21 protein-coding genes and 1 tRNA gene are annotated in these 21,322 nt (G+C 72.0%); 14 read left to right on the top strand and 8 right to left on the bottom strand.

Annotated elements, in window-relative coordinates:
* Window positions 1-26: 26 nt before the first annotated feature.
* Window positions 27-1,424, bottom strand: coding sequence for a GntT/GntP/DsdX family permease (locus IO20_RS0119215; protein ID WP_030551597.1), 1,398 nt, complete (start codon window positions 1,422-1,424; stop codon window positions 27-29).
* A 15-nt stretch (window positions 1,425-1,439) separates the two neighbouring features.
* On the bottom strand, window positions 1,440-1,958 hold the full coding sequence (locus tag IO20_RS0119210) for a gluconokinase (protein ID WP_030551599.1): 519 nt from the start codon (window positions 1,956-1,958) through the stop codon (window positions 1,440-1,442).
* Between the two features lie 146 nt (window positions 1,959-2,104).
* On the opposite strand from IO20_RS0119210, the gene IO20_RS0119205 reads away from it, so the two are divergent.
* The 4 genes from IO20_RS0119205 (at window position 2,105) to IO20_RS0119190 (ending at window position 6,297) form a co-directional block, all read left to right on the top strand.
* The gene (locus IO20_RS0119205; RefSeq protein ID WP_030551601.1) at window positions 2,105-2,806 is read left to right on the top strand and encodes a FadR/GntR family transcriptional regulator; all 702 of its coding nucleotides are present in this window, start codon (window positions 2,105-2,107) and stop codon (window positions 2,804-2,806) included.
* A 196-nt stretch (window positions 2,807-3,002) separates the two neighbouring features.
* A complete protein-coding gene (locus tag IO20_RS0119200) occupies window positions 3,003-4,460 on the top strand; it encodes an amino acid permease (protein WP_030551604.1) in 1,458 nt (485 codons plus the stop codon).
* A 122-nt stretch (window positions 4,461-4,582) separates the two neighbouring features.
* Window positions 4,583-5,668, top strand: a complete 1,086-nt coding sequence (locus IO20_RS0119195; protein ID WP_030551606.1) for an S-(hydroxymethyl)mycothiol dehydrogenase — start codon at window positions 4,583-4,585, stop codon at window positions 5,666-5,668.
* Window positions 5,668-6,297, top strand: a complete 630-nt coding sequence (locus IO20_RS0119190; protein ID WP_030551608.1) for an MBL fold metallo-hydrolase — start codon at window positions 5,668-5,670, stop codon at window positions 6,295-6,297. Before IO20_RS0119195 ends, IO20_RS0119190 begins: the two co-directional genes overlap by 1 nt.
* Here the strand turns inward: IO20_RS0119190 and IO20_RS0119185 are convergent.
* On the bottom strand, window positions 6,281-7,141 hold the full coding sequence (locus tag IO20_RS0119185; protein ID WP_031127456.1) for an RluA family pseudouridine synthase: 861 nt from the start codon (window positions 7,139-7,141) through the stop codon (window positions 6,281-6,283). The genes IO20_RS0119190 and IO20_RS0119185 overlap by 17 nt on opposite strands.
* Window positions 7,142-7,197: 56 nt before the next feature.
* A tRNA-Leu gene (locus tag IO20_RS0119180) sits at window positions 7,198-7,282 on the bottom strand.
* 207 nt (window positions 7,283-7,489) lie between these two features.
* On the opposite strand from IO20_RS0119180, the gene IO20_RS0119175 reads away from it, so the two are divergent.
* From IO20_RS0119175 to IO20_RS40995, 3 genes are all read left to right on the top strand, one after another.
* Window positions 7,490-8,815 carry a M20/M25/M40 family metallo-hydrolase gene (locus IO20_RS0119175; RefSeq protein ID WP_030551611.1) on the top strand — a complete coding sequence of 442 codons (1,326 nt, stop codon included), beginning with the start codon at window positions 7,490-7,492 and terminating at the stop codon, window positions 8,813-8,815.
* 126 nt (window positions 8,816-8,941) lie between these two features.
* Window positions 8,942-9,175: a chaplin ChpH gene (gene chpH / locus IO20_RS0119170; RefSeq protein WP_030218232.1), complete on the top strand. Its 234-nt coding sequence runs from the start codon at window positions 8,942-8,944 to the stop codon at window positions 9,173-9,175.
* Between the two features lie 139 nt (window positions 9,176-9,314).
* Entirely contained in the window at window positions 9,315-10,109 is a 795-nt protein-coding gene (locus IO20_RS40995) for a chaplin (protein ID WP_030551613.1), read from the top strand.
* A 71-nt stretch (window positions 10,110-10,180) separates the two neighbouring features.
* On the opposite strand, the gene IO20_RS0119160 is transcribed toward IO20_RS40995, so the two are convergent.
* Complete coding sequence (locus tag IO20_RS0119160; protein WP_030218240.1) at window positions 10,181-10,369, bottom strand: DUF5703 family protein; 189 nt, start codon at window positions 10,367-10,369, stop codon at window positions 10,181-10,183.
* Between the two features lie 47 nt (window positions 10,370-10,416).
* Between IO20_RS0119160 and IO20_RS0119155 the strand changes: the two genes are divergently transcribed.
* Complete coding sequence (locus IO20_RS0119155; protein ID WP_031127452.1) at window positions 10,417-11,109, top strand: hypothetical protein; 693 nt, start codon at window positions 10,417-10,419, stop codon at window positions 11,107-11,109.
* A 72-nt stretch (window positions 11,110-11,181) separates the two neighbouring features.
* Here the strand turns inward: IO20_RS0119155 and IO20_RS0119150 are convergent, their stop codons facing one another.
* Both IO20_RS0119150 and IO20_RS0119145 read right to left on the bottom strand, forming a co-directional pair.
* Window positions 11,182-13,356 carry an ATP-dependent DNA helicase gene (locus IO20_RS0119150; protein WP_030551617.1) on the bottom strand — a complete coding sequence of 725 codons (2,175 nt, stop codon included), beginning with the start codon at window positions 13,354-13,356 and terminating at the stop codon, window positions 11,182-11,184.
* A complete protein-coding gene (locus IO20_RS0119145) occupies window positions 13,353-14,330 on the bottom strand; it encodes an aldo/keto reductase (RefSeq protein ID WP_037635793.1) in 978 nt (325 codons plus the stop codon). Before IO20_RS0119145 ends, IO20_RS0119150 begins: the two co-directional genes overlap by 4 nt.
* A gap of 130 nt (window positions 14,331-14,460) precedes the next feature.
* On the opposite strand from IO20_RS0119145, the gene IO20_RS0119140 reads away from it, so the two are divergent.
* Window positions 14,461-15,510, top strand: a complete 1,050-nt coding sequence (locus tag IO20_RS0119140) for an LLM class F420-dependent oxidoreductase (RefSeq protein WP_030551620.1) — start codon at window positions 14,461-14,463, stop codon at window positions 15,508-15,510.
* A 255-nt stretch (window positions 15,511-15,765) separates the two neighbouring features.
* A complete protein-coding gene (locus tag IO20_RS0119135) occupies window positions 15,766-16,551 on the top strand; it encodes a hypothetical protein (RefSeq protein ID WP_030551622.1) in 786 nt (261 codons plus the stop codon).
* Window positions 16,552-16,604: 53 nt separating this feature from the next.
* On the opposite strand, the gene IO20_RS0119130 is transcribed toward IO20_RS0119135, so the two are convergent.
* Entirely contained in the window at window positions 16,605-17,597 is a 993-nt protein-coding gene (locus IO20_RS0119130) for a magnesium and cobalt transport protein CorA (protein WP_030551623.1), read from the bottom strand.
* Between the two features lie 95 nt (window positions 17,598-17,692).
* Between IO20_RS0119130 and IO20_RS0119125 the strand changes: the two genes are divergently transcribed.
* The 4 genes from IO20_RS0119125 to mshC all read left to right on the top strand — a co-directional run bounded on the left by IO20_RS0119125 (window position 17,693) and on the right by mshC (window position 21,219).
* Window positions 17,693-18,382 (top strand): histidine phosphatase family protein, encoded by a 690-nt coding sequence (locus IO20_RS0119125; protein WP_030551625.1) that lies wholly within the window; start codon window positions 17,693-17,695, stop codon window positions 18,380-18,382.
* 68 nt (window positions 18,383-18,450) lie between these two features.
* Window positions 18,451-19,041 (top strand): DUF3090 domain-containing protein, encoded by a 591-nt coding sequence (locus IO20_RS0119120; RefSeq protein ID WP_015032465.1) that lies wholly within the window; start codon window positions 18,451-18,453, stop codon window positions 19,039-19,041.
* Window positions 19,038-19,841, top strand: coding sequence for an SCO1664 family protein (locus tag IO20_RS0119115; RefSeq protein WP_030551628.1), 804 nt, complete (start codon window positions 19,038-19,040; stop codon window positions 19,839-19,841). The genes IO20_RS0119120 and IO20_RS0119115 overlap by 4 nt, the downstream gene beginning before the upstream one ends.
* Window positions 19,842-19,989: 148 nt before the next feature.
* A complete protein-coding gene (mshC, locus tag IO20_RS0119110; RefSeq protein WP_030551630.1) occupies window positions 19,990-21,219 on the top strand; it encodes a cysteine--1-D-myo-inosityl 2-amino-2-deoxy-alpha-D-glucopyranoside ligase in 1,230 nt (409 codons plus the stop codon).
* Window positions 21,220-21,322 lie beyond the last annotated feature (103 nt).

The raw sequence follows: 21,322 nt of genomic DNA, 5'->3' as shown, positions 1-21,322 counted from the left end.
CCTCGGAGCCGTACGCGAGAGCTGGGCTACAACACCAGCGAAAGCAGCAGGACGAAAACGATGCCGACGACCGAGATGATCGTCTCCATCACCGACCAGGTCTTGATCGTCTGGCCGACGCTCATCCCGAAGTACTCCTTCACCAGCCAGAACCCCGCGTCGTTGACGTGGCTGAAGAAGAGCGAACCCGCACCGATCGCGAGGACGAGCAGGGCCGTCTCCCCGGTCGACATGCCCTCCGCCAGCGGAGCCACGAGCCCCGCCGCCGAGATCGTCGCCACCGTCGCCGAGCCCGTGGCGAGCCGGATCGCGACCGCGATCAGCCAGGCCAGCAGCAGGGCCGGGATGGACCAGTTCTCGGAGAAGTCCAGGATCATCTGGCCGACGCCGATGTCGATCAGGGTCTGCTTGAAGCCGCCGCCCGCGCCGACGATCAGCAGCACGCCCGCGATCGGGGCGAGGGACTTCTCGACGGTCGAGGACAGCCGCTCCTTGGTGAAGCCGGCGGCCCGGCCGAGCGTGAAGAGGGCGACTATGACGGCCGTGAGCAGCGCGATCAGCGGCGAGCCGATGACGTCCGTGACCTTCTGGACGCTGTTCTCCGGGTCGTCCACCACGATGTCGACGAGCGCCTTGACCAGCATCAGGACGACGGGCAGCAGCACGGTCGCGACGGTGACGCCGAAGCCGGGACGCTTCTCCAGGTCCTCGGAAGGACGCGTCGGGATCATGTGCTCGGGCGCCGGGATGTCCACCCAGCGGGCGGCGTACCGGGAGAAGACCGGGCCGGCGATGATCACCGTCGGGATCGCGACGACCAGGCCGAGGGCGAGGGTGACGCCCAGGTTGGCGCCGACCGCGTCGATCGCGACGAGCGGACCGGGGTGCGGCGGGATGAGCCCGTGCATCACGGAGAGTCCGGCGAGGGCAGGGACGCCGATCCGCATCAGGGAGTAGTTGCCGCGCTTGGCGACCATCAGGACCACCGGGATCAGCAGCACGATGCCGACCTCGAAGAAGAGCGGCAGCCCGATCACGGAGGCGATGAGGACCATCGCCCAGGGCATGGCCCGGCCGCTCGCCCTGGCCAGGATCGTGTCGACGATCTGGTCGGCGCCCCCGGAGTCGGCGAGGAGCTTGCCGAGGATGGCGCCGAGCGCGATCAGCACGCCCACGCCGGCCACGGTGGCGCCCAGGCCGGTGGTGAACGACTTGATCGTGTCGGCGAGCGGAGCGCCGGCGAACGCGCCGAGCGCGAGCGACCCGATGGTCAGCGCCAGGAACGCGTGCAGCTTGAACTTGGTGATGAGCAGGACGATGACGGCGATGCCGGCGAGTACGGCGATGCCCAGCTGGGCGTTGCCGGCCGAGGTGATCGGTTCGACGGCGTCCGCTGCCAGGGTCTCGACGCTGAGACTGGTCACGGTGGGTCCTCGGGGTCAGTGGGTGAGCCGGCGCAGTGCGACGACGGCGCGGGCGGCGATTTCTTCGGGGGTGCCGGACACGTCGACGGCGACGCCGGCCTCGTCGTCCTGCAGCGGCTGCAGGGTGGCGAACTGGGAGTCAAGGAGCGCCGTCGGCATGAAGTGGCCCTTGCGGCCTCCCATGCGCTGCTCGATGAGCTTCCGGTCGCCTGTCAGATGGAGGAAGACCACGCCGGGGGCCGCGGCGCGCAGCCGGTCCCGGTAGCTCCGCTTCAGCGCGGAGCTGCTCACCACCCCGCCGAGTCCGGCCCGGTCGTGCGCCCACGTCCCGATGGCGTCGAGCCAGGGCTCCCGGTCGGAGTCGTCCAGGGGGGTGCCGGCCGACATCTTGGCCACGTTCGAGGCCGGGTGGAAGTCGTCGCCCTCCGCGTACGGGAGGTTCAGCGCTTCGGCGACCAGCGGGCCGATCGTGGTCTTGCCGGTCCCGGCGACGCCCATCACGACGACGACCGGAAGGTGGGGGGTGGTGCTCATGTGTGGTGCCTCGCTGTCTTCTTCGACATCGATCCGTCGCGCCCATGAAACCCATTGGGTACGACGTATTCAAGAGGCTGTGACATAAAAGTAGTACTTTTAATTCCCGAAGTGATCACCCGGGCGGGCCCGCATAGGCTTGCCCCATGACGACACCGGCCCAGGGGCTCCACTCACACGTCCTGGCCACCCTGGGCCTCGCGATCACCGCGGGGGAGTACCCCCCGGGCACCGTGCTGCGCACCGACGAGCTGGCCCAGCGCTTCGACGTCTCCCGGACCGTCGTCCGCGAGGTCGTCCGCGTCCTGGAGTCCATGCACCTCGTCGAGTCCCGACGCCGCGTCGGCGTCACCGTGCTCCCCACCGCGAGCTGGAACGTCTACGACCCCCAGGTCATCCGCTGGCGCCTCGCCGGCGCCGACCGCCCCCGCCAGCTCCGCTCGCTCACCGTGCTGCGCTCCGCCGTCGAACCCGTCGCCGCCGGGCTGGCCGCCCTGAACGCCACCCCCGAGCAGTGCCGCGAGCTCACCGAACAGGCCCTCGGCATGGTCGCCACCTCGCGCGGCCGGCGCCTGGAGGAGTACCTCGTCCACGACGTCGCCTTCCACCGGGTCGTCCTCGACGCCTCGGGGAACGAGATGTTCGCCCGCCTCGGCGACGTCGTCGCCGAGGTCCTCACCGGCCGCACCCACCACCACGTGATGTTCGAGGACCCCGACCCGGCCGCCGTCACCCTCCACGTCCAGGTCGCCGAGGCCGTGCGCGAGCGGGACGCGGCCCGTGCCGAGGAGCTGACCCGCCAGATCGCCGTCGGCGCCCTCCGGGAACTGGACGTTCTCGCTCCGTAGCCGGAGGTGTCCGGGAGGCGACGGGCGCCCTACGGACGGGTAAAGCTCTGAACTAGCTCAAATATGGGCGTTCAGTGACATGCGCCACAGTCAGTTGGCGCTCCTTGCCGTGAGGATGACCGCTGGCCGTGCCGGGAGACCCCCACCAGCGCACGGCCGGGTACCGCACAGCCCCCTCACGAAGGCGAACAACTCCATGAGTGACCGCGTCACCGCGGCCGAGCCGCTGTCCGCCGTACCGGCGAGCCCGGCCGCCCCCCACGTCGACGCCGGCGACGCCGGATACCGCAAGGACCTCAAGTCCCGGCACGTCAACATGATCGCCATCGGCGGCGCCATCGGCACCGGCCTCTTCCTGGGCGCCGGCGGCCGGATGTCCCAGGCGGGCCCCTCCCTCTTCATCGCCTACGCCGTCTGCGGCGTCTTCGCCTTCCTCGTGGTGCGGGCCCTCGGCGAGCTGGTCCTCTACCGCCCCTCCTCCGGCGCCTTCGTCTCCTACGCCCGTGAGTTCATGGGCGAGAAGGGCGCCTACACGGCCGGCTGGCTCTACTTCCTCAACTGGTCGACCACCGCCGTCGCCGACATCACCGCGGCCGCCACCTACGCCCACTTCTGGGCGATGTTCAGCGACGTCCCCCAGTGGATCCTCGCCCTGATCGCCCTCGCGGTCGTCCTCGCCGCCAACCTGATCTCCGTGAAGTACTTCGGCGAGATGGAGTTCTGGTTCGCGATCATCAAGGTCGGCGCCCTGGTCGTCTTCATGCTCATCGGCATCTACCTCGTCGTGACCTCCCACGAGATCGGCGGCCACACCCCGGGCCTCGCCACGGTCACCGACAACGGCGGCATCTTCCCCAGCGGCGTCATGCCGATGCTGCTGCTCATCCAGGGCGTCGTCTTCGCCTACGCCTCCGTCGAACTGTGCGGCGTCGCCGCCGGCGAGACCGAGAACCCCGAGAAGATCATGCCGAAGGCGATCAACTCGATCATGTGGCGCGTCGGCCTCTTCTACGTCGGCTCGGTGATCCTCCTCGCCCTCCTGCTGCCGTACACGGCCTACTCCGGCGACCAGAGCCCCTTCGTCACCGTCTTCGACAAGCTGGGCATCGCCGGCGCCGCCGGCGTGATGAACCTCGTCGTCCTCACCGCCGCCCTCTCCAGCCTCAACTCGGGCCTGTACTCCACCGGCCGCATCCTGCGCTCCATGTCGCTGGCGGGCTCCGCGCCCAAGTTCACCGGCGTCATGAACAAGGGCGGCGTGCCTTACGGCGGCATCCTGCTCACCGCGGGCTTCGGCATCCTCGGCGTCGGCCTCAACTACGTCATGCCCGACGACGCCTTCGAGCTGGTGCTGAACTTCGCCTCCATCGGCATCATCGGCACCTGGGCCATGATCATGGTCTGCTCGCTGCTCTTCTGGCGCCGCGCCCAGGAAGGCAAGGTCACCCGCCCCGGCTACAACCTGCCCTGGGCCCCGTACACCCAGATCGTGACCCTGGGCTTCCTCGGCTCCGTCCTCGTCCTCATGTGGATGGACGGCGGCGTCGGCCGCACCACCGTCGCCTGTCTGCCGCTCATCGCGGCGGCCCTCGTCGGCGGCTGGTTCCTGGTCCGCCGCCGGGTCCGCACGACCGCCGCGGCGCACCGGAACTGACCTCCCCCCACGGGACCGGACGGGACCCCCGCAGGCACGGCCTGCGGGGGTCTCGCCTTTTGTCAGGAGATAGTGGTACCCAGGAGCCTTACAAGATCCGTTCGGAGGAAGGGAAGTTCGCGATGCCGCAGCACGTCCAGGGGGTCATCGCCCCCGGCAGGAACGAACCGGTACGGGTCGAGACGATCGTCATCCCCGACCCCGGCCCCGGCGAGGCCGTCGTGAAGATCCAGGCCTGCGGCGTCTGCCACACCGATCTCCACTACAAGCAGGGCGCCATCAACGACGAGTTCCCCTTCCTCCTCGGACACGAGGCCGCCGGAATCGTCGAGTCGGTCGGCGAGGGCGTCACCGACGTGACCCCCGGGGACTTCGTGATCCTCAACTGGCGCGCCGTCTGCGGCGCCTGCCGGGCCTGCGAGCGGGGCCGCCCCTGGTACTGCTTCGACACCCACAACGCCAAGCAGCGGATGACCCTGCTCGACGGTACGGAGCTCTCCCCGGCCCTCGGCATCGGCGCCTTCGCCGAGAAGACCCTCGTCGCCGCCGGCCAGTGCACCAAGGTCGACCCCGCCGTCGCCCCCGAGGTCGCGGGCCTCCTCGGCTGCGGCGTGATGGCCGGCATCGGCGCCGCGATCAACACCGGGAACGTCGGCCGCGGCGACACCGTCGCCGTCATCGGCTGCGGCGGCGTCGGCGACGCGGCGATCGTCGGCTCACGCCTCGCCGGAGCCGCGAAGATCATCGCCGTCGACATCGACGACCGGAAGCTGGAGACCGCCCGGACGATGGGCGCCACCCACACCGTCAACTCCCGCTCCACCGATCCCGTCGAGGCGATCCGCGAACTCACCGGCGGCTTCGGCGCCGACGTCGTCATCGAGGCCGTCGGCCGCCCCGAGACGTACAAGCAGGCCTTCTACGCCCGCGACCTCGCCGGCACCGTCGTCCTCGTCGGCGTCCCCACCCCCGAGATGCAGCTCGAACTCCCCCTCCTGGACGTCTTCGGCCGCGGCGGCGCCCTCAAGTCCTCCTGGTACGGCGACTGTCTGCCGTCCCGCGACTTCCCGATGCTCGTCGACCTGCACCAGCAGGGCCGTATCGACCTCGCCGCCTTCGTCACCGAGACCATCGGCCTCGGCGACGTCGAGAAGGCCTTCGCCCGCATGCACGAGGGCGACGTCCTGCGCTCGGTCGTGGTGCTGTGATGGCCGCCCGCATCGACCACCTCGTCACCTCGGGCACCTTCAGCCTCGACGGTGGCACCTGGGACGTCGACAACAACGTCTGGATCGTCGGCGACGACACCGAGGCCATCGTCATCGACGCCGCCCACGACGCCGAGGCGATCCTCGCCGCCCTCGACGGCCGCGCCCTGCGCGCCATCGTCTGCACCCACGCCCACGACGACCACATCGACGCCGCCCCGGCCCTCGCGGCCGCCACCGGCGCCCGCATCCTGCTCCACCCCGCCGACCAGCCGCTGTGGAAGCGGACCCACCCCGACCACAGCCCCGACGGCGACCTCGCCGACGGTCAGGTTCTCACCATCGCCGGGATCGACCTCACGGTCCTCCACACCCCGGGTCACGCCCCCGGAGCGGTCTCCCTGTACGCCGCGGACCTCGGCACGGTCTTCACCGGCGACACCCTCTTCCAGGGCGGCCCCGGCGCCACCGGCCGGTCGTTCTCGGACTTCCCGACGATCGTGGACTCGATCCGCGACAAGCTGCTGACCCTCCCCCCGGAGACGGTGGTACGCACCGGCCACGGCGACCCGACGACGATCGGCGCCGAAGCCCCCCAGCTCGAAGAATGGATCAAGCGAGGCCACTGAGAGCCGACCGGCTCTCGAAACGCATCGCCACACCCGTGAACGGGTCGGTGAACTCCAGCGTCCGTGCCAGCAACTGCAGCGGACGCGAGAAGTCCTCCGGCCCGTCCGCACGGACCACCGGATAGATCGGATCGTGCAGGATCGGCAGCCCCAGGGCGTTCATGTGCACCCGCAGCTGATGCGTCCGTCCGGTCTCCGGCACCAGCCGGTACCGCCCGAGCCCGCCCCGCCGCTCCACGAGCGCGATCCTGCTCTCGCTGTTCGGCTCGCCCGCCACCTCGCGGGCGGCCATCACCCCGCGCTCCTTCTCGATCCGGCTGCGGACGGTCACCGGCAGCCCGACCGCCGGATCGTACGGCGCCACCGCCTCGTACTCCTTGCGCACGACCCGGTCCCGGAACAGCGTCTGGTACGCCCCCCGGTCCTCCTCGCGTACGACGAACAGCACCAGCCCCGCGGTCAGCCGGTCCAGCCGGTGCGCCGGCTGGAGGGTCGGCAGGCCGAGGTCCCGCCGCAGCCGGGCCGTCGCGGTCTCCGTGACGTGCCGCCCCCGGGGCATGGTCGACAGGAAATGCGGCTTGTCGGCGACGATGATCCGCTCGTCCCTGTGCACGACCCCGATCGGGAACGGCACCGGCGTCTCGGCGGGGAAATCCCGGTGGAACCAGAGGTACCGCCCCACGGCGTACGGCTCGTCCCCGCCGACGGGACCGTCCGTCCCCACGAAACGGCCGCTCACCAGCATGTCCTCGACCCGCCCCGCACCGATGGCGCCCGCGTACCGGTCGAGCAGATGGTCCCGTAGGGTCCCCCAGACCCCCTCGGGATCCTCCGGAAACCGCACCCGCACCGGATCGATCCCGTCCCGCTGGGGGAGGGGCGAAAGGGGGGCCTTCGAGGTGTCCGAGGGGGGACTTGAACCCCCACGCCCGATAAAGGGCACTAGCACCTCAAGCTAGCGCGTCTGCCATTCCGCCACCCGGACAAGGTGTCTGTCTTCCTGGCCGCTGGGCCCTTCCGACGAGGAAAACCATAGCAAACATTCAGGGTGGTCGATCACCACCCCGGCGGCCCCCGACATGTGACGGGCGCATGTCGGCCGAGGGCCGCCCTTGGGCGGGGAGGGGGCCACGCGGGAGGATGGGGCGAGCACCGAAGCAATCACGTGGGGCACGTAGTGGGAGGAAGCAGCGTGAGCGAGTCGAACACGGGCCGAAGCGTCACCGCCGAGAGTGAGGTCGTGGACCTCTGCAGCGAGCTCATCCGCATCGACACCAGCAACTACGGCGACCACTCCGGGCCGGGCGAGCGGGGGGCGGCCGAGTACATCGCCGAGAAGCTCGCGGAGGTGGGGCTCGAGCCGAAGATCATCGAGTCGCACCAGGGGCGGGCCTCCACCGTCGCCCGCATCGAGGGCGAGGACCCGTCGCGGCCGGCCCTGCTCATCCACGGCCACACCGACGTCGTCCCGGCCAACGCGGAGGACTGGACGCACCACCCCTTCTCCGGGGAGATCGCCGACGGCTGCGTCTGGGGCCGCGGCGCCGTCGACATGAAGGACATGGACGCGATGACCCTCGCGGTCGTACGCGACCGGATGCGCAGCGGCCGCAAGCCCCCGCGCGACATCGTCCTCGCCTTCCTCGCCGACGAGGAGGCCGGCGGCACCTACGGCGCCCGGCACCTGGTCGACAAGCACCGGGGCCTCTTCGACGGGGTCACCGAGGCCATCGGCGAGGTCGGCGGCTTCTCCTTCACCGTCAACGAGAACCTGCGCCTCTACCTGGTCGAGACGGCCCAGAAGGGCATGCACTGGATGCGCCTCACCGTCGAGGGCACGGCGGGGCACGGCTCGATGACCAACGACGACAACGCGATCACGGAGCTCTGCGAGGCCGTGGGCCGCCTCGGCCGCCACCAGTGGCCGGTGAGGGTCACCAAGACCGTGCGCTCCTTCCTGGACGAGCTCTCGGACGCGCTGGGCACCCCCCTCGACCCCGAGGACATGGACGGCACCCTCGCCAAGCTCGGCGGCATCGCCAAGATGGTCGGCGCCACCCTGCGCAACTCGGCGGCCCCGACCATGCTCGGCGCCGGCTACAAGGTGAACGTGATCCCCGGCCAGGCCACCGCGCACGTCGACGGACGGTTCCTGCCCGGCTACGAGCAGGAGTTCCTCGCCGACCTCGACCGGATCCTCGGCCCGAAGGTGAAGCGCGAGGACGTGCACGGCGACAAGGCCCTGGAGACCAGCTTCGACGGTGCCCTGGTGGACGCCATGCAGCTGGCACTGCGCGCCGAGGACCCGATCGCCCGCGCCGTGCCGTACATGCTCTCCGGCGGCACCGACGCGAAGTCCTTCGACGACCTCGGGATCCGCTGCTTCGGCTTCGCGCCGCTCCAGCTGCCGCCCGAGCTCGACTTCGCCGGCATGTTCCACGGAGTGGACGAGCGGGTGCCGGTGGACGGTCTGAAGTTCGGTGCCCGGGTCCTCGACCGCTTCATCGACGCCTGCTGATTCGGGCGTGCGTTTGCGTGTGACCAGAAAGAGTGAATGAACACGGGGGCTCGTAGCCCCCTCCATTCCCCCTCGTTACAGGTGTGCGGTCCGCGGCTGGGACCGCGTTTCCAACTAGGAGGAATAATGATCAAGAAGGTCGTCGCTGCTGCGGCTGCCACTGGCGGTCTCGTTCTCGCGGGTGCGGGAATGGCCGTTGCCGACGCGGGTGCCCAGGGTGCCGCCATCGGTTCCCCCGGTGTCCTCTCGGGCAACGTCGTCCAGGTGCCGGTTCACGTCCCCGTGAACCTGTGCGGCAACACGGTCTCCGTGATCGGCCTGCTGAACCCCGCCTTCGGCAACACCTGCGTCAACGCCTGACGTTGTGCCTCGCCCGTGAGGGTGTGAGCCGGTCCGGCCCCGGAGTGCGTGCCATGCACTCCGGGGCCGGTGGCCATTTCCGCCCCGGGTTTTCCGCCCGGTGGCACTCTTTCGAAGCCGAGCAGGCAGGAAACAAGCTATGCGACAGGTCACGCGCAAAGGTCTCATCACCGTCGCGGCAGCCGGGGGCGTCTTCGCCGCCGTCGGCGGCGGTTTCGCGCACGCCGATTCCGGTGCGAACGGTACGGCCACGAACTCCCCGGGCGTCGCGTCCGGAAACTCCGTCCAGGTCCCGGTGCACGTACCGGTGAACGCCTGCGGTAACACCGTCAACGTCGTCGGACTGCTGAATCCGGCGATGGGCAACTCCTGTGCCAACACCTCCAGGCCGGGCGGCGACTCCGCCGCCGGCGGGCACACCAGCAACTCCCCGGGAGTGGCCTCCGGCAACACCGTCGAGGTGCCGGTCGACGTTCCGGTCAACGCGTGCGGCAACAGCGTCACGGGCATCGGCCTGGGCAACGCCGCCGGGGGCAACGACTGCGCGAACGGCGGGGACACCGGGTACGGGGAGGAGGAGCCGGGTAACCCTGGTAATCCTGGGAACCCCGGAAACCCGGGCAACCCCGGAAACCCGGGCAACCCGGGTAACCCTGGGAACCCCGGAAACCCTGGGAACCCTGGGAACCCGGGTAACCCCGGCACTCCCGGCACCCCCGGCACTCCCGGCACTCCCGGCAACCCGGGTACGCCCGGCGGCCCCGGCGACGGCGGCGGGTCGAACACTCCCGGTGAGCACGGTGTCACTCCGCCCCGTGCCGTGGAGGAGCTCGCCGAGACCGGATCCGGCCCGCTCGGCGTGATCATCCCGGCCGGTGCAGGTCTGCTGCTCGCCGGGTCGCTGATCTACCGGCGCGCCCGCAACGCCGCCTGAGCCCGTCCCGCGTCACGCACCACGCACAGGGGCCCCGCACACCGCGGGGCCCCTTCTCGTCGTCGGTCCGGCTACCAGGTCGGCCGGAGCTGGCGGATGATCCGCCGCCTCAGCCGCACTCTGCGGCTCCCGTCCCGGTGCAGGCTCAGACGGTCCAACTCCCAGTGTCCGTACTCGGCATGGTCGGTCAGCAGCCGCGTCGCCTCCTTGCGGGAGACACCGCGCGGCACGTACACGTCGACAAATTCGTATTCCGGCATCGCATCTATTGTGCGGGCACCGGCCCGGTACGGATAGCGTCTGTCCCATGTCTGATGCTGCGCAGCCCACCGCTGCCGAGGTACGTGCCGCCGCCGAGGCGGTCAAAGCCGCACTGGACCGTCACCTCGCGGCGGTCGAACGCCGCTCGGGAGACGACGACTCGGCCGTCTACGAAGCCTTCAACGCCCTCGCCACGGCGGCCGAGGCGTACGACGAAATCCTCTACGACCGCTACGACGAGGTCACTCCCTTCGAGATCCCCGGAGCCGACGGCGCCCTGCCGCCGTACGCCGGACCTGACGAACCGCACGCCCTCAGCGTCCTGATCCGCCGCGACTACGCCGTGGCCGAACCGCAACGACTGCTCGCCCAGGCACGCCGGGTCGCCGAGATCGACGGCGAGCCGGACACCACCGGGCCGGCCGCCAGGGCCGGCGTCTCGCCGCTCGCCGCCCTCGGGGTGCTCTTCGGCGAGTACGAACCGGACGAGATCGCCTCACGGCACAAGGAGTTCGGTCTGGAGGAGGGCGACTCCACGCTCTGGGTCACCGCCGCCGAGGAGCTTCCGGAACCGGGGGAGTGGCTCACCGCCCCCTTCGAGCACGCCGACCCGGAGCGGATCATCTGCCGCTTCGACGTCAGCTCCGTCTTCGACGAGGACGACGAAGACGAGGACGACGAAGACGAGGACGACGAAGACGATCACCAGGGGGAAGGGGCCGGAGGCTCCGACTCCTGAGGGGGAGACGGCGGAGGGCCGGGACACCACGATCGGTGTCCCGGCCCTCCGCCGTCTCCGCCCCGGCCGGGGCTACTCCTCGGGCGTGGCGAGGAGCCCTTCCAGCAGAGGCCGCAGCCGCGTCGTGAACTCCGGAGCCGCCCCCTCGGCCACCGCGCGGGCCAGCGCCTGGTCCACGCCGTGCACGACCGACAGATGGCGCTCCGCGCGGCCGAAGGCCGTGTACACCCACGGCCTGCTCAGGCCGCCGGCGGCGTCCCCCGGCAGCACCACGACCACCGCGGGCCAGCGCGCCCCGGCCGCCTGGTGCGCGGTGAGCGCCCAGCCGTGCCGCAGCGCGGACTCCACCCGCTCCTTCGGGACGAGGAGCTCCTCGTCCCCGCACCGCAGCCGCAGCCCCTCAGCGTCCGCCGAAAGCACCGTGCCCGTCACCGTCCGGCCCGGTGTCGGCGCGTACGCCACCCGGTCCCCGATGTCATAGCCGCCGAACCGGCCGGGGCCAGGGTTGAGCCGCTGCTTCAGGGCGGCGTTCAGCGCGCGCGTACCGGCCGAGCCGCCGTGGCCGACCGTCACGACCTGGGTCTGCTCGGGCGGCACCCCGATCGCCCGCGGCACCGAGTCGGCCACCAGCTGGACCGTACGGTGCACGGCCTCGCCGGCGTCCCGCACCGGGACGATCACGATCTCCTTGCCGGGAGCCTCGACCTGGTTCAGCTCCCCGGCACCGATGCCCGAGACGAGCTCGCCGAGCGGCCCCGGGTCGGGCAGGCGCGAGGCGATCCGCGGGCACACCCGGGCCGCGAGCAGGTCCCCGAAGACCTGTCCTGCTCCCGGCGCGCCGAGCACCTCCGGGTCGCCGCTCAGCACCAGACGGCAGCCGTCGGGCAGCGACTCCACGAGCGTCGCGGCCGTCTCCACGTCCAGCTGCGGCGCGTCGAGCACCACGAGGAGGTCCAGGGCGAAGGCGCCCTCCTCGTCGCGGCCGGGACCGGCGGCCCCGGAGAGCAGGTCGGCTACCGTGACCACGTCCACTCCCTCGGCCGCCGTCGCGCGCCGCCGGCCGTCCGCATGGACGGCGACCAGGGTGCGCAGGCCACGGGCGCGGGACGCCGCGGCGAGCGCCACCGGCTCGGCGCGGGACGCCTCGCCGCCCGTGTGCAGCACGAGACCGTGCGAACCGGCGGCCCGCTCGAGCTCGGAGCCGTCCCACTCCGCCGCCTTCACCGTCCTGACCAGCCGGGAGAGGGCGTCCGCGAGGCTCTCCTCCGCCAGCGCGTACCGCTCGAGGCCGAGCAGCACGGGCGCGGCCGGCTCCTCCGCGACGGCCGTCACGGGCTCCGGGTCTTCTTCCTCCCCTTCGGGCACGTCCTCCGTCGGCTCCTCCTCCTGGAAGACGAGGACGGCTCCCGCCGAGACCGCCTCCTCGACCGCGGCCTCCGGGTCGGGCACCGCGTGCGCGGTGAGTCCCGCGCGCACGGATCCGATCTCCAGCGCCGTGTGGCCCTGGATCGCGGCCCGCTCCAGGAGCCAGACGGTGAGGGCGACCGTCCGGCGCGGATCGTCCGGGCCGCACGCCGGGCCGAGCAGGGCCCGCGCGAAGCCGTCGGCCTGCTCCGGACGCACTCCGGGCACCGCGAGCAGCTGCCACGGGTCGTCGAGCAGCGCCGCGGCCGCGCCCTCGCCGAGCACGGCGGCGACCTGCCCGGCCAGCGCCTCGGGGGCGCCGCCCTTGGCCAGGACCTCCCGCACGGCGGCCGTGGTGCCGGGCGCGGGCGCGGCCGCCCGCACCGGTGCGGCGGGCCGCGTGGTCACGGCAGGGGCCGCCTCGGGCGCGGGGCGCCGGGGCGCGGGCTCCGGAGCCTCGTAGAACGCGGTGCCGGAGGCGGCGCCGCCCTCCACGGCCCGTACCGCCGCGAGCAGGTCGGCCGCCGTGCCGCTCAGCTTGGCGCCGCTCGCCAGGGGCCCCTCCTTCTCGGCCTTCCGCGCCTCGATCCTGGCCCGCAGCTCCCGCTGCGCGGCGATCTCGGCCTGCGCGTCGCTCAACTCGGGCGCGTCGGCGGGCTTCTCGGCGTCGGCCTGCGGCTCCTCGGCGGCGGTGCCGGGCTCCTCGGCGGGACCCGGCTCCCCGGCCGTACCCGGCTCCTCTGGCGCGTCGGGCTCCGGGGCGGCAGCCTCGGCGGCTCCGTCCCGCAGGTCCTCGGCGGGTTCCACGGCCTCGGGCGCGGTCTCCCCGGAAGGCTCGGTCACAAGGTGCTCCAGTCGTGATCCGGATAGCGGTGCACGGGCGCCGACACATCGTCCAGCGCCCGACAGATCTCGTCAGGAAGACTAAGGGTCTCCACCGACAACGCGGCCGTGAGCTGCCGCGCCGTGCGCGCGCCGACGATCGGCGCGGTCACCCCCGGCCGGTCGCGGACCCAGGCGAGCGCCACGTGCAGCGGGGTCGTGGCGAGACCGTCCGCCGCCGTCGCGACCGCGTCCACGATCCGGCTCGCCGGTTCGTCCAGGTACGGCTCCACGAACGGCGCCATCGTCTCCGACGCCGCCCGCGAGTCCGACGGGGTACCGCTGCGGTACTTGCCCGTCAGGACACCCCGCCCCAGCGGTGAGGAGGGCAGCAGGCCCATCCCGAGGTCCAGGACGGCCGGCAGGACCTCGCGCTCCACGCCCCGCTGGAGCAGCGAGTACTCCAGCTGCGCGCCCGCGAGCCGGGTCCTGTCCCCGCCGAGCTGCCAGGTGCCCGCCTTGGCGAGCTGCCAGCCGCAGAAGTTCGCCACGCCCGCGTACCGCGCCCGTCCGCTGCGTACGGCTATGTCGAGTGCCTGGAGGGACTCCTCCAGGGGCGTGTACGGATCGAAGGCGTGCAGCTGCCACAGGTCGACGTGGTCGGTGCCGAGCCGGGCGAGGGAGGCGTCGAGCGCGGCGAGGAGGTGCCCGCGCGAGCCGTCCGTCCGCCGGTCGGGGTCCGGCACGCTGCCCGCCTTGGTCGACAGGACCAGGTCCTGCCGGGGGACGAGCCGCTCCATGAGACGCCCGAGCAGATACTCCGCCTCGCCCCCGCCGTACACGTCGGCGGTGTCCACGAGCGTGCCGCCCGCGTCCCAGAACGTCTTCAACTGCTCGGCGGCGTCGTGCTCGTCGGTGTCCCGGCCCCAGGTGAGGGTGCCGAGTCCGATGCGCGACACACGCAGGCCGGTACGTCCGAGATGCCTCTGCTCCATGGGCGCGAGATTACTGGCCAGGGCACCACGCGGAGAGAGCCTGTGGACAACCGCGTCCTGACGGATCGCCCGAGCGCGCGCTAGAGTCCGGGCCACAAGGACGTTACCGATGGGTAAGGGGTGCGTGGACATGCGGCTCGGCATCAACCTCGGCTACTGGGGCGCCGGTATGGACGGCGACAACCTCGCCGTCGCCCAGGAGGCGGACCGCCTCGGCTACGACGTCTGCTGGGCCGCCGAGGCCTACGGCTCCGACGCCCCCACCGTCCTCGCCTGGGTCGCGGCGAAGACCGAGCGGATCGACGTCGGCTCCGCGATCATGCAGATCCCCGCCCGGCAGCCGGCCATGACGGCGATGACCGCCGCCACCCTCGACTCGCTCACCGGCGGCCGCTTCCGGCTCGGCCTCGGAGTCTCGGGGCCCCAGGTCTCCGAGGGCTGGTACGGCGTGAAGTTCGACAAGCCGCTCGCCCGGACCCGCGAGTACGTCGAGATCGTCCGCAAGGCCATGTCGCGCGAGCGCCTCACCCACGAGGGCGAGCACTGGACCCTGCCGCTGCCCGGTGGCCCCGGCAAGCCCATCAAGCTCACCGTCCACCCGGAGCGCGAGCACATCCCGCTCTACATCGCCGCCATCGGCCCCAAGAACCTGGAGCAGACCGGCGAGATCGCCGACGGCGCCCTGCTGATCTTCCCCTCCGCCGCCCACCTGGAGGAGACCGCGCTGCGGCCGCTGCGCGCGGGCCGCGAGAAGGCCGGCCTGACGATGGACGGCTTCGACGTCTGTCCCACCGTGCCGCTCGCCCTCGGCGAGGACGTCGGCGCCCTCGCCGACGTGTTCCGCCCGTACACCGCGCTCTACGTCGGCGGCATGGGCAGCCGCAAGCAGAACTTCTACAACCAGCTCGCGCAGCGCATGGGCTACGAGAAGGAGGCCGCCGAGATCCAGGACAAGTACCTGGCCGGCGACAAGACCGGCGCCGCGGCCGCCGTGCCCCACAGCCTGATCGACCAGACGACCCTGCTGGGCTCCGTCGAGCGGATCGCGGAGCGGATGACGGCCTACGCCGAGGCCGGGGTCACCACCCTCACCCTCGCCCCGGCCGGCTTCACCCTGGACGAGCGGGTGGCGGCCCTGCGGGCGGGCGTGGAGGCCATGGAGCGTGCGGGCCTCGCCTGACGCGGGAGGGGCGTTCACCCGCGTACGCGGGTGAACCGGAAACCGAAGTCCGCGGCCGTGGTGGGGGCTCGGGGGGTCTTCCCCGCCACGGCCGTCACACAGCACAACGGCTCCGCGGGGCCCGCGGTTACGCCCCCGGGACTCACTCTTTCGGCCGAGTCGTACGGCCCTCCTGTTGCCCGCCGTCCCGGACCGCACTTGACTCGTGGTCCCGGGGGCGTACGAGGTGCGGACACGCGCACGGAGGTGGCGGCGATGCTCACGGCCAGGAGCCTGTTCCAGGAAATCATCGACAACGACGAGTCCTTCCAGCTCTTCTGTTCCATAGCGGCGAGCGGAGAGACCCAGGGCGGCTGGGAGAACGCCCGGATCGCGGCTCTGGTCGCGCCCGGCATGCGGGACCTCACGCCCAAGATCACCCGGCACGGCGCCGACGAGGACAAGCACGGCCGGATCTTCAACGCGTTGATGAAGAAGCGCGGCCTCGAACCCGTCCCCGTACCGCCCGACACCGACTACACGATGCTCCTCGAACAGCGCGGCATCGGCCTCGCGCACGACAAGCTGCGCCAGGACGAGCCGCTGACCGAGCAGGACGTCGTCGTCTACCTCGCCCACAGCCGGGTCACCGAGCAGCGGGCCGCCGACCAGATGGACATGCTCGTGACGTACTTCGGGGACCACCCCGAACTCGGCAGGGCCATCCACATGATCGACAACGACGAGGCGAACCACCTCGCCTACTGCCACGAGGAGCTGCTCCGCCTCGCCCGCGCGGGCCACGGCCGGCTCATCCAGCGGACCCTGCGCGAGTCGGCCCTCGTCGAGATCCAGGTCTACCGCGACGTCAGCCTCGCGGTGATGGCCCACATGGGCGGGATCCTGCGCTGGCCCCGGCCCAAGGCGCTCGCGCTCGCCGCGGGGATCCACGGCATGTACGCCTACGAGCGCGCCGCCGGCTGGCACAGGATGGTCGACCTGCGGATGCCCGAGCGCCTCGACGCCCTCGGCGGGCCCGCGACCCCCGTCCCCGCCTTCTGAGCCCGCGCCACGCCTGGTGAGCACCGGCCCCGCCCGGCAGGCGGGGCCGGTGCTCACATCCAGCCGCGCCGCTTGAACAGCCGGTACAGGGCGAGCACGATGCCCGTCATCGCGACGATCACCACCGGGTACGAGCCCACCCAGCGCAGCTCCGGCATGTGGTCGAAGTTCATGCCGTAGATGCCGGCGACCATCGTGGGCACCGCCGCCATGGCCGCCCACGCCGAGATCTTCCGCATGTCGTCGTTCTGCCGCACCCCCATCTGCGCGAGGTGGGCCGACAGCACGTCGGACAGAAGCCGGTCGAGGCCCTCCACCTGCTCGTTGGAGCGCAGCAGATGGTCGTTGACGTCCCGGAAGAACGGGTACGACTGCTTGTTCACGAACGGCACCGAACCGGCCGTGAGCCGGGCCAGCGGTCCCGCGAGCGGACCGCTGGCCCGCCGGAACTCCAGGACCTGCCGCTTCGCCGTGTAGATCCGCTCCGCGGTGTTCGCCGGATTGCCCCCGGTGGGCGCGAAGACGTCCGCCTCCAGCTCCTCCAGGTCCACCTGGAGCTCGCCCGCCACCTCCAGGTAGTGGTCCACGATCGCGTCGCTCACCGCGTACAGCACCGCCGTCGGCCCGTGCTTCAGCACCTCCGGGTCGGCCTCCAGGCGCCTGCGCACCTGCGCGAGCGGTGCCCCCTCGCCGTGCCTGACCGTCACCACGAACGAGTCGCCCATGAACAGCATCAGTTCGCCCGAGGAGACCCGGTCGCTCTCCGGCTCGTAGATGATCGGCTTCAGCACCGCGAACAGCGAGTCGTCGTAGACCTCCAGCTTGGGTCGCTGATGGGCCTTGAGGGCGTCCTCGACCGCCAGCGGGTGCAGCTGGAACTCGGAGGCGACATGGTCGAACTCCGCCTCCGAGGGCTCGTGCAGCCCGACCCAGAGGAAGGCGTCCCCGGCGGCCCGCGCCTCGTCGAGCGCGTCCGAGAGGTCGGCGGGCCCGTCGGTGCGGCGCCCGTCCCGATAGATGGCAGAGTCCACGATCACGCGCCGCATTCTCCCCCGAACGGCCCCGCCACGCACGCGTGCGTCCGTCCGGGGCCTCTCCGCCTCATCCCGGTTCCCGACGGACACCGCCTACGCTGGCCGTCATGGCCACGCTGATCCTCGTCCGGCACGGACGCTCCACCGCCAACACCTCCGGGGTCCTCGCCGGGCGCACGCCCGGGATCGCCCTCGACGAGCGGGGGGCCGCCCAGGCCGCCGCGCTGCCCGGGCGCCTCGCGGACGTCCCGCTCGCCGCCGTCGTCTCCAGCCCCCTCCAGCGCTGCCGGGAGACCCTGCGGCCCCTCCTGGCGGCCCGCCCGGACGTCCCGCTGCACATCGAGGACCGGATCAACGAGTGCGACTACGGCGACTGGTCCGGCCGCAAGCTCGCCGAACTGAGCGACGAGCCGCTCATGCAGGTCGTCCAGGCGCACGCCTCCGCCGCCGCCTTCCCCGGCGGCGAGTCCATGCGCGGCATGCAGGCCCGCGCCGTCGAGGCCGTCCACGACTGGAACGCCAGGATCGAGGCCGAGTACGGCGAGGACGCCTGCTACGTCATGTGCTCGCACGGAGACATCGTCAAGTCGGTCGTGGCGGACGCCCTCGGCCTCCACCTCGACCTCTTCCAGCGCATCCACGTGGACCCCTGCTCGGTCACCGTCATCCGCTACACACGCCTGCGGCCCTTCCTCCTCCGCCTCGGCGACACGGGGGACTTCACCGGATTCGGCCCCCGTGACCACCCCGACAGCAGTGGGACGGCTGAGGTCGGTGGTGGTGCGGGCGCACCGTGATCCCCTCGCGCAGTAGGGTGGACGCGCCGCTGTAGTACGACTGTCGAGACGCAAGGGAGCCGGGAAACGTGTCCCGTCAGGTGTTCCTCTACGACCCACCGGAGCGTTTCGTGGCCGGTACGGTCGGACTGCCTGGGCGCCGTACGTTCTTCCTCCAGGCGTCCGCCGGCGGCCGGGTCACCAGCGTCGCCCTGGAGAAGACACAGGTCGCCGCCCTCGCCGAGCGCATGGACGAACTCCTCGACGAGGTCGTGCGCCGCACCGGGGGCAACGCACCGGTCCCCGCCGTCGCTCCCGCCGAGGTGTCCGACACCGCCCCCCTCGACGTGCCCGTCGAGGAGGAGTTCCGGGTCGGCACCATGGCACTCGCCTGGGACGGCGAGGAGCAGCGCATGATCGTCGAGGCGCAGGCGCTCGTCGAACTCGACGTGGACTCCGAGGAGGACCTCGCCGAGGCCGAGGAGCGGCTGCTCCAGGACGAGGAGAACGGCCCGCCGATGCTGCGGGTCCGCCTCAGCGGCGCGCAGGCGCGCGCCTTCGCCAAGCGGGCCCTGGACGTCGTCAACGCCGGCCGGCCGCCGTGCCCGCTGTGCAGCCTGCCGCTCGACCCCGAGGGCCACGTCTGCCCCCGCCAGAACGGATACCGCCGCGGAGCATGAGCAGCAGCCTCACGACGCCCGACGCCGAGCTGCTCGCCCGCGGTGAGCTGACCGTGCGCGGCCAGGTCCGCGAGGCCTCCAACGCCGTGCTCTACTGCTCCGTCGCGTACGAGGGCCGGGAGGCGGCCTGCGTCTACAAGCCGGTCGCGGGGGAGCGGCCGCTGTGGGACTTCCCCGACGGCACCCTCGCCCAGCGCGAGGTCGCGGCCTACGAGATCTCCGAGGCGACCGGCTGGGGCCTGATCCCGCCGACCGTGCTCCGCGACGGCCCGTACGGCGAGGGCATGGTCCAGCTGTGGATCGAGGCCGACCCGGAGGCGCGCCTGCTCGCCCTCACCGAGGACGCGGAGGCGGGCGCGGGCTGGAAGGCCGTCGGGCCCGCCCAGCTCGACGAGGAGCGCACCGCGCTCCTCGTCCACGCGGACACCCCCGAACTGCGCCGGCTCGCCGTCCTGGACGCGGTCATCAACAACGGTGACCGGAAAGGCGGGCATCTGCTGCCCGCGCCCGACGGACGGCTCTACGGCATCGACCACGGGGTCACCTTCCATGTCGAGGACAAGCTGCGCACCCTGCTGTGGGGCTGGGCGGGCGAGGAGCTGCCCGCCGAGGCGGCCGGGGTGCTCGACGCGCTCGACCGCTCCCTGACGCCGGGAGCGGCCCTCGCGGCCCGGCTGGCGGATCTGCTGACCGGCGCCGAGGTGGCGGCGGTACGCGCGCGCGTGGAGGCGCTGCGCGCCACCGGGCGGCACCCGGAGCCCTCCGGGCAGTGGCCCTCGATCCCCTGGCCTCCGGTCTGAGCCGGAGCGAAAGGTTTCAGCCACACTGTGGGCGGGGTCCTCACCCCAGGGGGGTATGCATCCGAGCCTCCGACCCGCAAGAGCGCCTAATCGGTCAAGATCCCCCTCCGGTTCGTATCCGGAACACCTGTCCGGTTACGCTCGGGTCATGCATGCCTGGCCCGCTTCTGAGGTCCCCGCCCTTCCCGGCAAGGGCCGCGACCTCCGGATCCACGACACCGCGACCGGCGGACGAGTCACCCTCGCCCCCGGCCCCGTCGCCCGTATCTATGTCTGCGGCATCACGCCGTACGACGCGACCCATATGGGTCACGCGGCGACCTACAACGCGTTCGACCTCGTTCAGCGCGTGTGGCTCGACACCAAGCGGCAGGTGCACTACGTCCAGAACGTCACGGACGTGGACGACCCGCTCCTGGAGCGCGCGATCCGCGACGGCATCGACTGGGTCGGCCTCGCCGAGCGCGAGACCGCACTCTTCCGCGAGGACATGACCGCCCTGCGGATGCTGCCCCCGCAGCACTACATCGGCGCCGTCGAGGCCATACCGGGCATCGTCCCGCTCGTCGAGCAGCTCCGGGACTCCGGGGCGGCGTACGAGCTCGAAGGCGACATCTACTTCTCCGTCGACGCCGACCCGCACTTCGGGCAGGTCTCGAACTACACCACCGAGCTGATGCGCCACCTCTCCGCCGAGCGCGGCGGAGACCCGGAGCGCCCCGGCAAGAAGAACCCGCTCGACCCGATGCTGTGGATGGCCGCCCGCGAGGGCGAGCCGAGCTGGGACGGCGCCAGCCTCGGCGCCGGCCGCCCGGGCTGGCACATCGAGTGCGTCGCCATCGCCCTCGACCACCTCGGCATGGGCTTCGACGTGCAGGGCGGCGGCTCCGACCTGATCTTCCCGCACCACGAGATGGGCGCCTCCCACGCCCAGGCCCTCACCGGCGAGTTCCCGATGGCCAAGGCGTACGTCCACGCCGGCATGGTCGGTCTCGACGGCGAGAAGATGTCCAAGTCCCGCGGCAACCTGGTCTTCGTCTCACGGCTCCGCCGCGACGGCGTCGACCCGGCCGCCATCCGGCTCGCACTCCTCTCCCACCACTACCGCGCCGACTGGGAGTGGACCGACCAGGTCCTCCAGGACGCCGTGGAGCGCCTCGGCCGCTGGCGCGCCGCCGTGTCCCGGCCCGACGGACCGTCCGCCGACGCGCTCGTCGAGGAGCTCCGCGAGGCCCTCTCCGACGACCTCGACGCCCCCGCCGCACTGGTGGCCGTCGACCGCTGGGCCGCGCTCCAGGAGGCCGAGGGCGGCACCGACGACTCCGCCCCCGGGCTCGTCTCCCGCGCGGTCGACGCCCTCCTCGGCGTCGCCCTGTAGCAGGGATCCCGCACCCGGCACCCGTTCACGCGACCGCCCCCGGACCTCTCCCGAGGTCCGGGGGCGGTTTCGTCGTGGCACGGCCGAACGGGCCCGGACAGCC

The sequence above is a fragment of the Streptomyces exfoliatus genome (genome assembly GCF_000725545.1).
Classification (GTDB): domain Bacteria; phylum Actinomycetota; class Actinomycetes; order Streptomycetales; family Streptomycetaceae; genus Streptomyces; species Streptomyces exfoliatus.
This window is presented reverse-complemented; position numbering and strand designations above follow the sequence as displayed.

What these genes read in the sequence shown, in the direction of transcription:
- IO20_RS0119210 (WP_030551599.1), bottom strand. Translation starts at nt 1,958, where the DNA reads ATGAGCACCACCCCCCACCTTCCGGTCGTCGTCGTGATGGGCGTCGCC.
- IO20_RS0119205 (WP_030551601.1), top strand. Translation starts at nt 2,105, where the DNA reads ATGACGACACCGGCCCAGGGGCTCCACTCACACGTCCTGGCCACCCTG.
- IO20_RS0119200 (WP_030551604.1), top strand. Translation starts at nt 3,003, where the DNA reads ATGAGTGACCGCGTCACCGCGGCCGAGCCGCTGTCCGCCGTACCGGCG.
- IO20_RS0119195 (WP_030551606.1), top strand. Translation starts at nt 4,583, where the DNA reads ATGCCGCAGCACGTCCAGGGGGTCATCGCCCCCGGCAGGAACGAACCG.
- IO20_RS0119190 (WP_030551608.1), top strand. Translation starts at nt 5,668, where the DNA reads ATGGCCGCCCGCATCGACCACCTCGTCACCTCGGGCACCTTCAGCCTC.
- chpH (WP_030218232.1), top strand. Translation starts at nt 8,942, where the DNA reads ATGATCAAGAAGGTCGTCGCTGCTGCGGCTGCCACTGGCGGTCTCGTT.
- IO20_RS40995 (WP_030551613.1), top strand. Translation starts at nt 9,315, where the DNA reads ATGCGACAGGTCACGCGCAAAGGTCTCATCACCGTCGCGGCAGCCGGG.
- IO20_RS0119160 (WP_030218240.1), bottom strand. Translation starts at nt 10,369, where the DNA reads ATGCCGGAATACGAATTTGTCGACGTGTACGTGCCGCGCGGTGTCTCC.
- IO20_RS0119155 (WP_031127452.1), top strand. Translation starts at nt 10,417, where the DNA reads ATGTCTGATGCTGCGCAGCCCACCGCTGCCGAGGTACGTGCCGCCGCC.
- IO20_RS0119145 (WP_037635793.1), bottom strand. Translation starts at nt 14,330, where the DNA reads ATGGAGCAGAGGCATCTCGGACGTACCGGCCTGCGTGTGTCGCGCATC.
- IO20_RS0119140 (WP_030551620.1), top strand. Translation starts at nt 14,461, where the DNA reads ATGCGGCTCGGCATCAACCTCGGCTACTGGGGCGCCGGTATGGACGGC.
- IO20_RS0119135 (WP_030551622.1), top strand. Translation starts at nt 15,766, where the DNA reads ATGCTCACGGCCAGGAGCCTGTTCCAGGAAATCATCGACAACGACGAG.
- IO20_RS0119130 (WP_030551623.1), bottom strand. Translation starts at nt 17,597, where the DNA reads ATGCGGCGCGTGATCGTGGACTCTGCCATCTATCGGGACGGGCGCCGC.
- IO20_RS0119125 (WP_030551625.1), top strand. Translation starts at nt 17,693, where the DNA reads ATGGCCACGCTGATCCTCGTCCGGCACGGACGCTCCACCGCCAACACC.
- IO20_RS0119115 (WP_030551628.1), top strand. Translation starts at nt 19,038, where the DNA reads ATGAGCAGCAGCCTCACGACGCCCGACGCCGAGCTGCTCGCCCGCGGT.
- mshC (WP_030551630.1), top strand. Translation starts at nt 19,990, where the DNA reads ATGCATGCCTGGCCCGCTTCTGAGGTCCCCGCCCTTCCCGGCAAGGGC.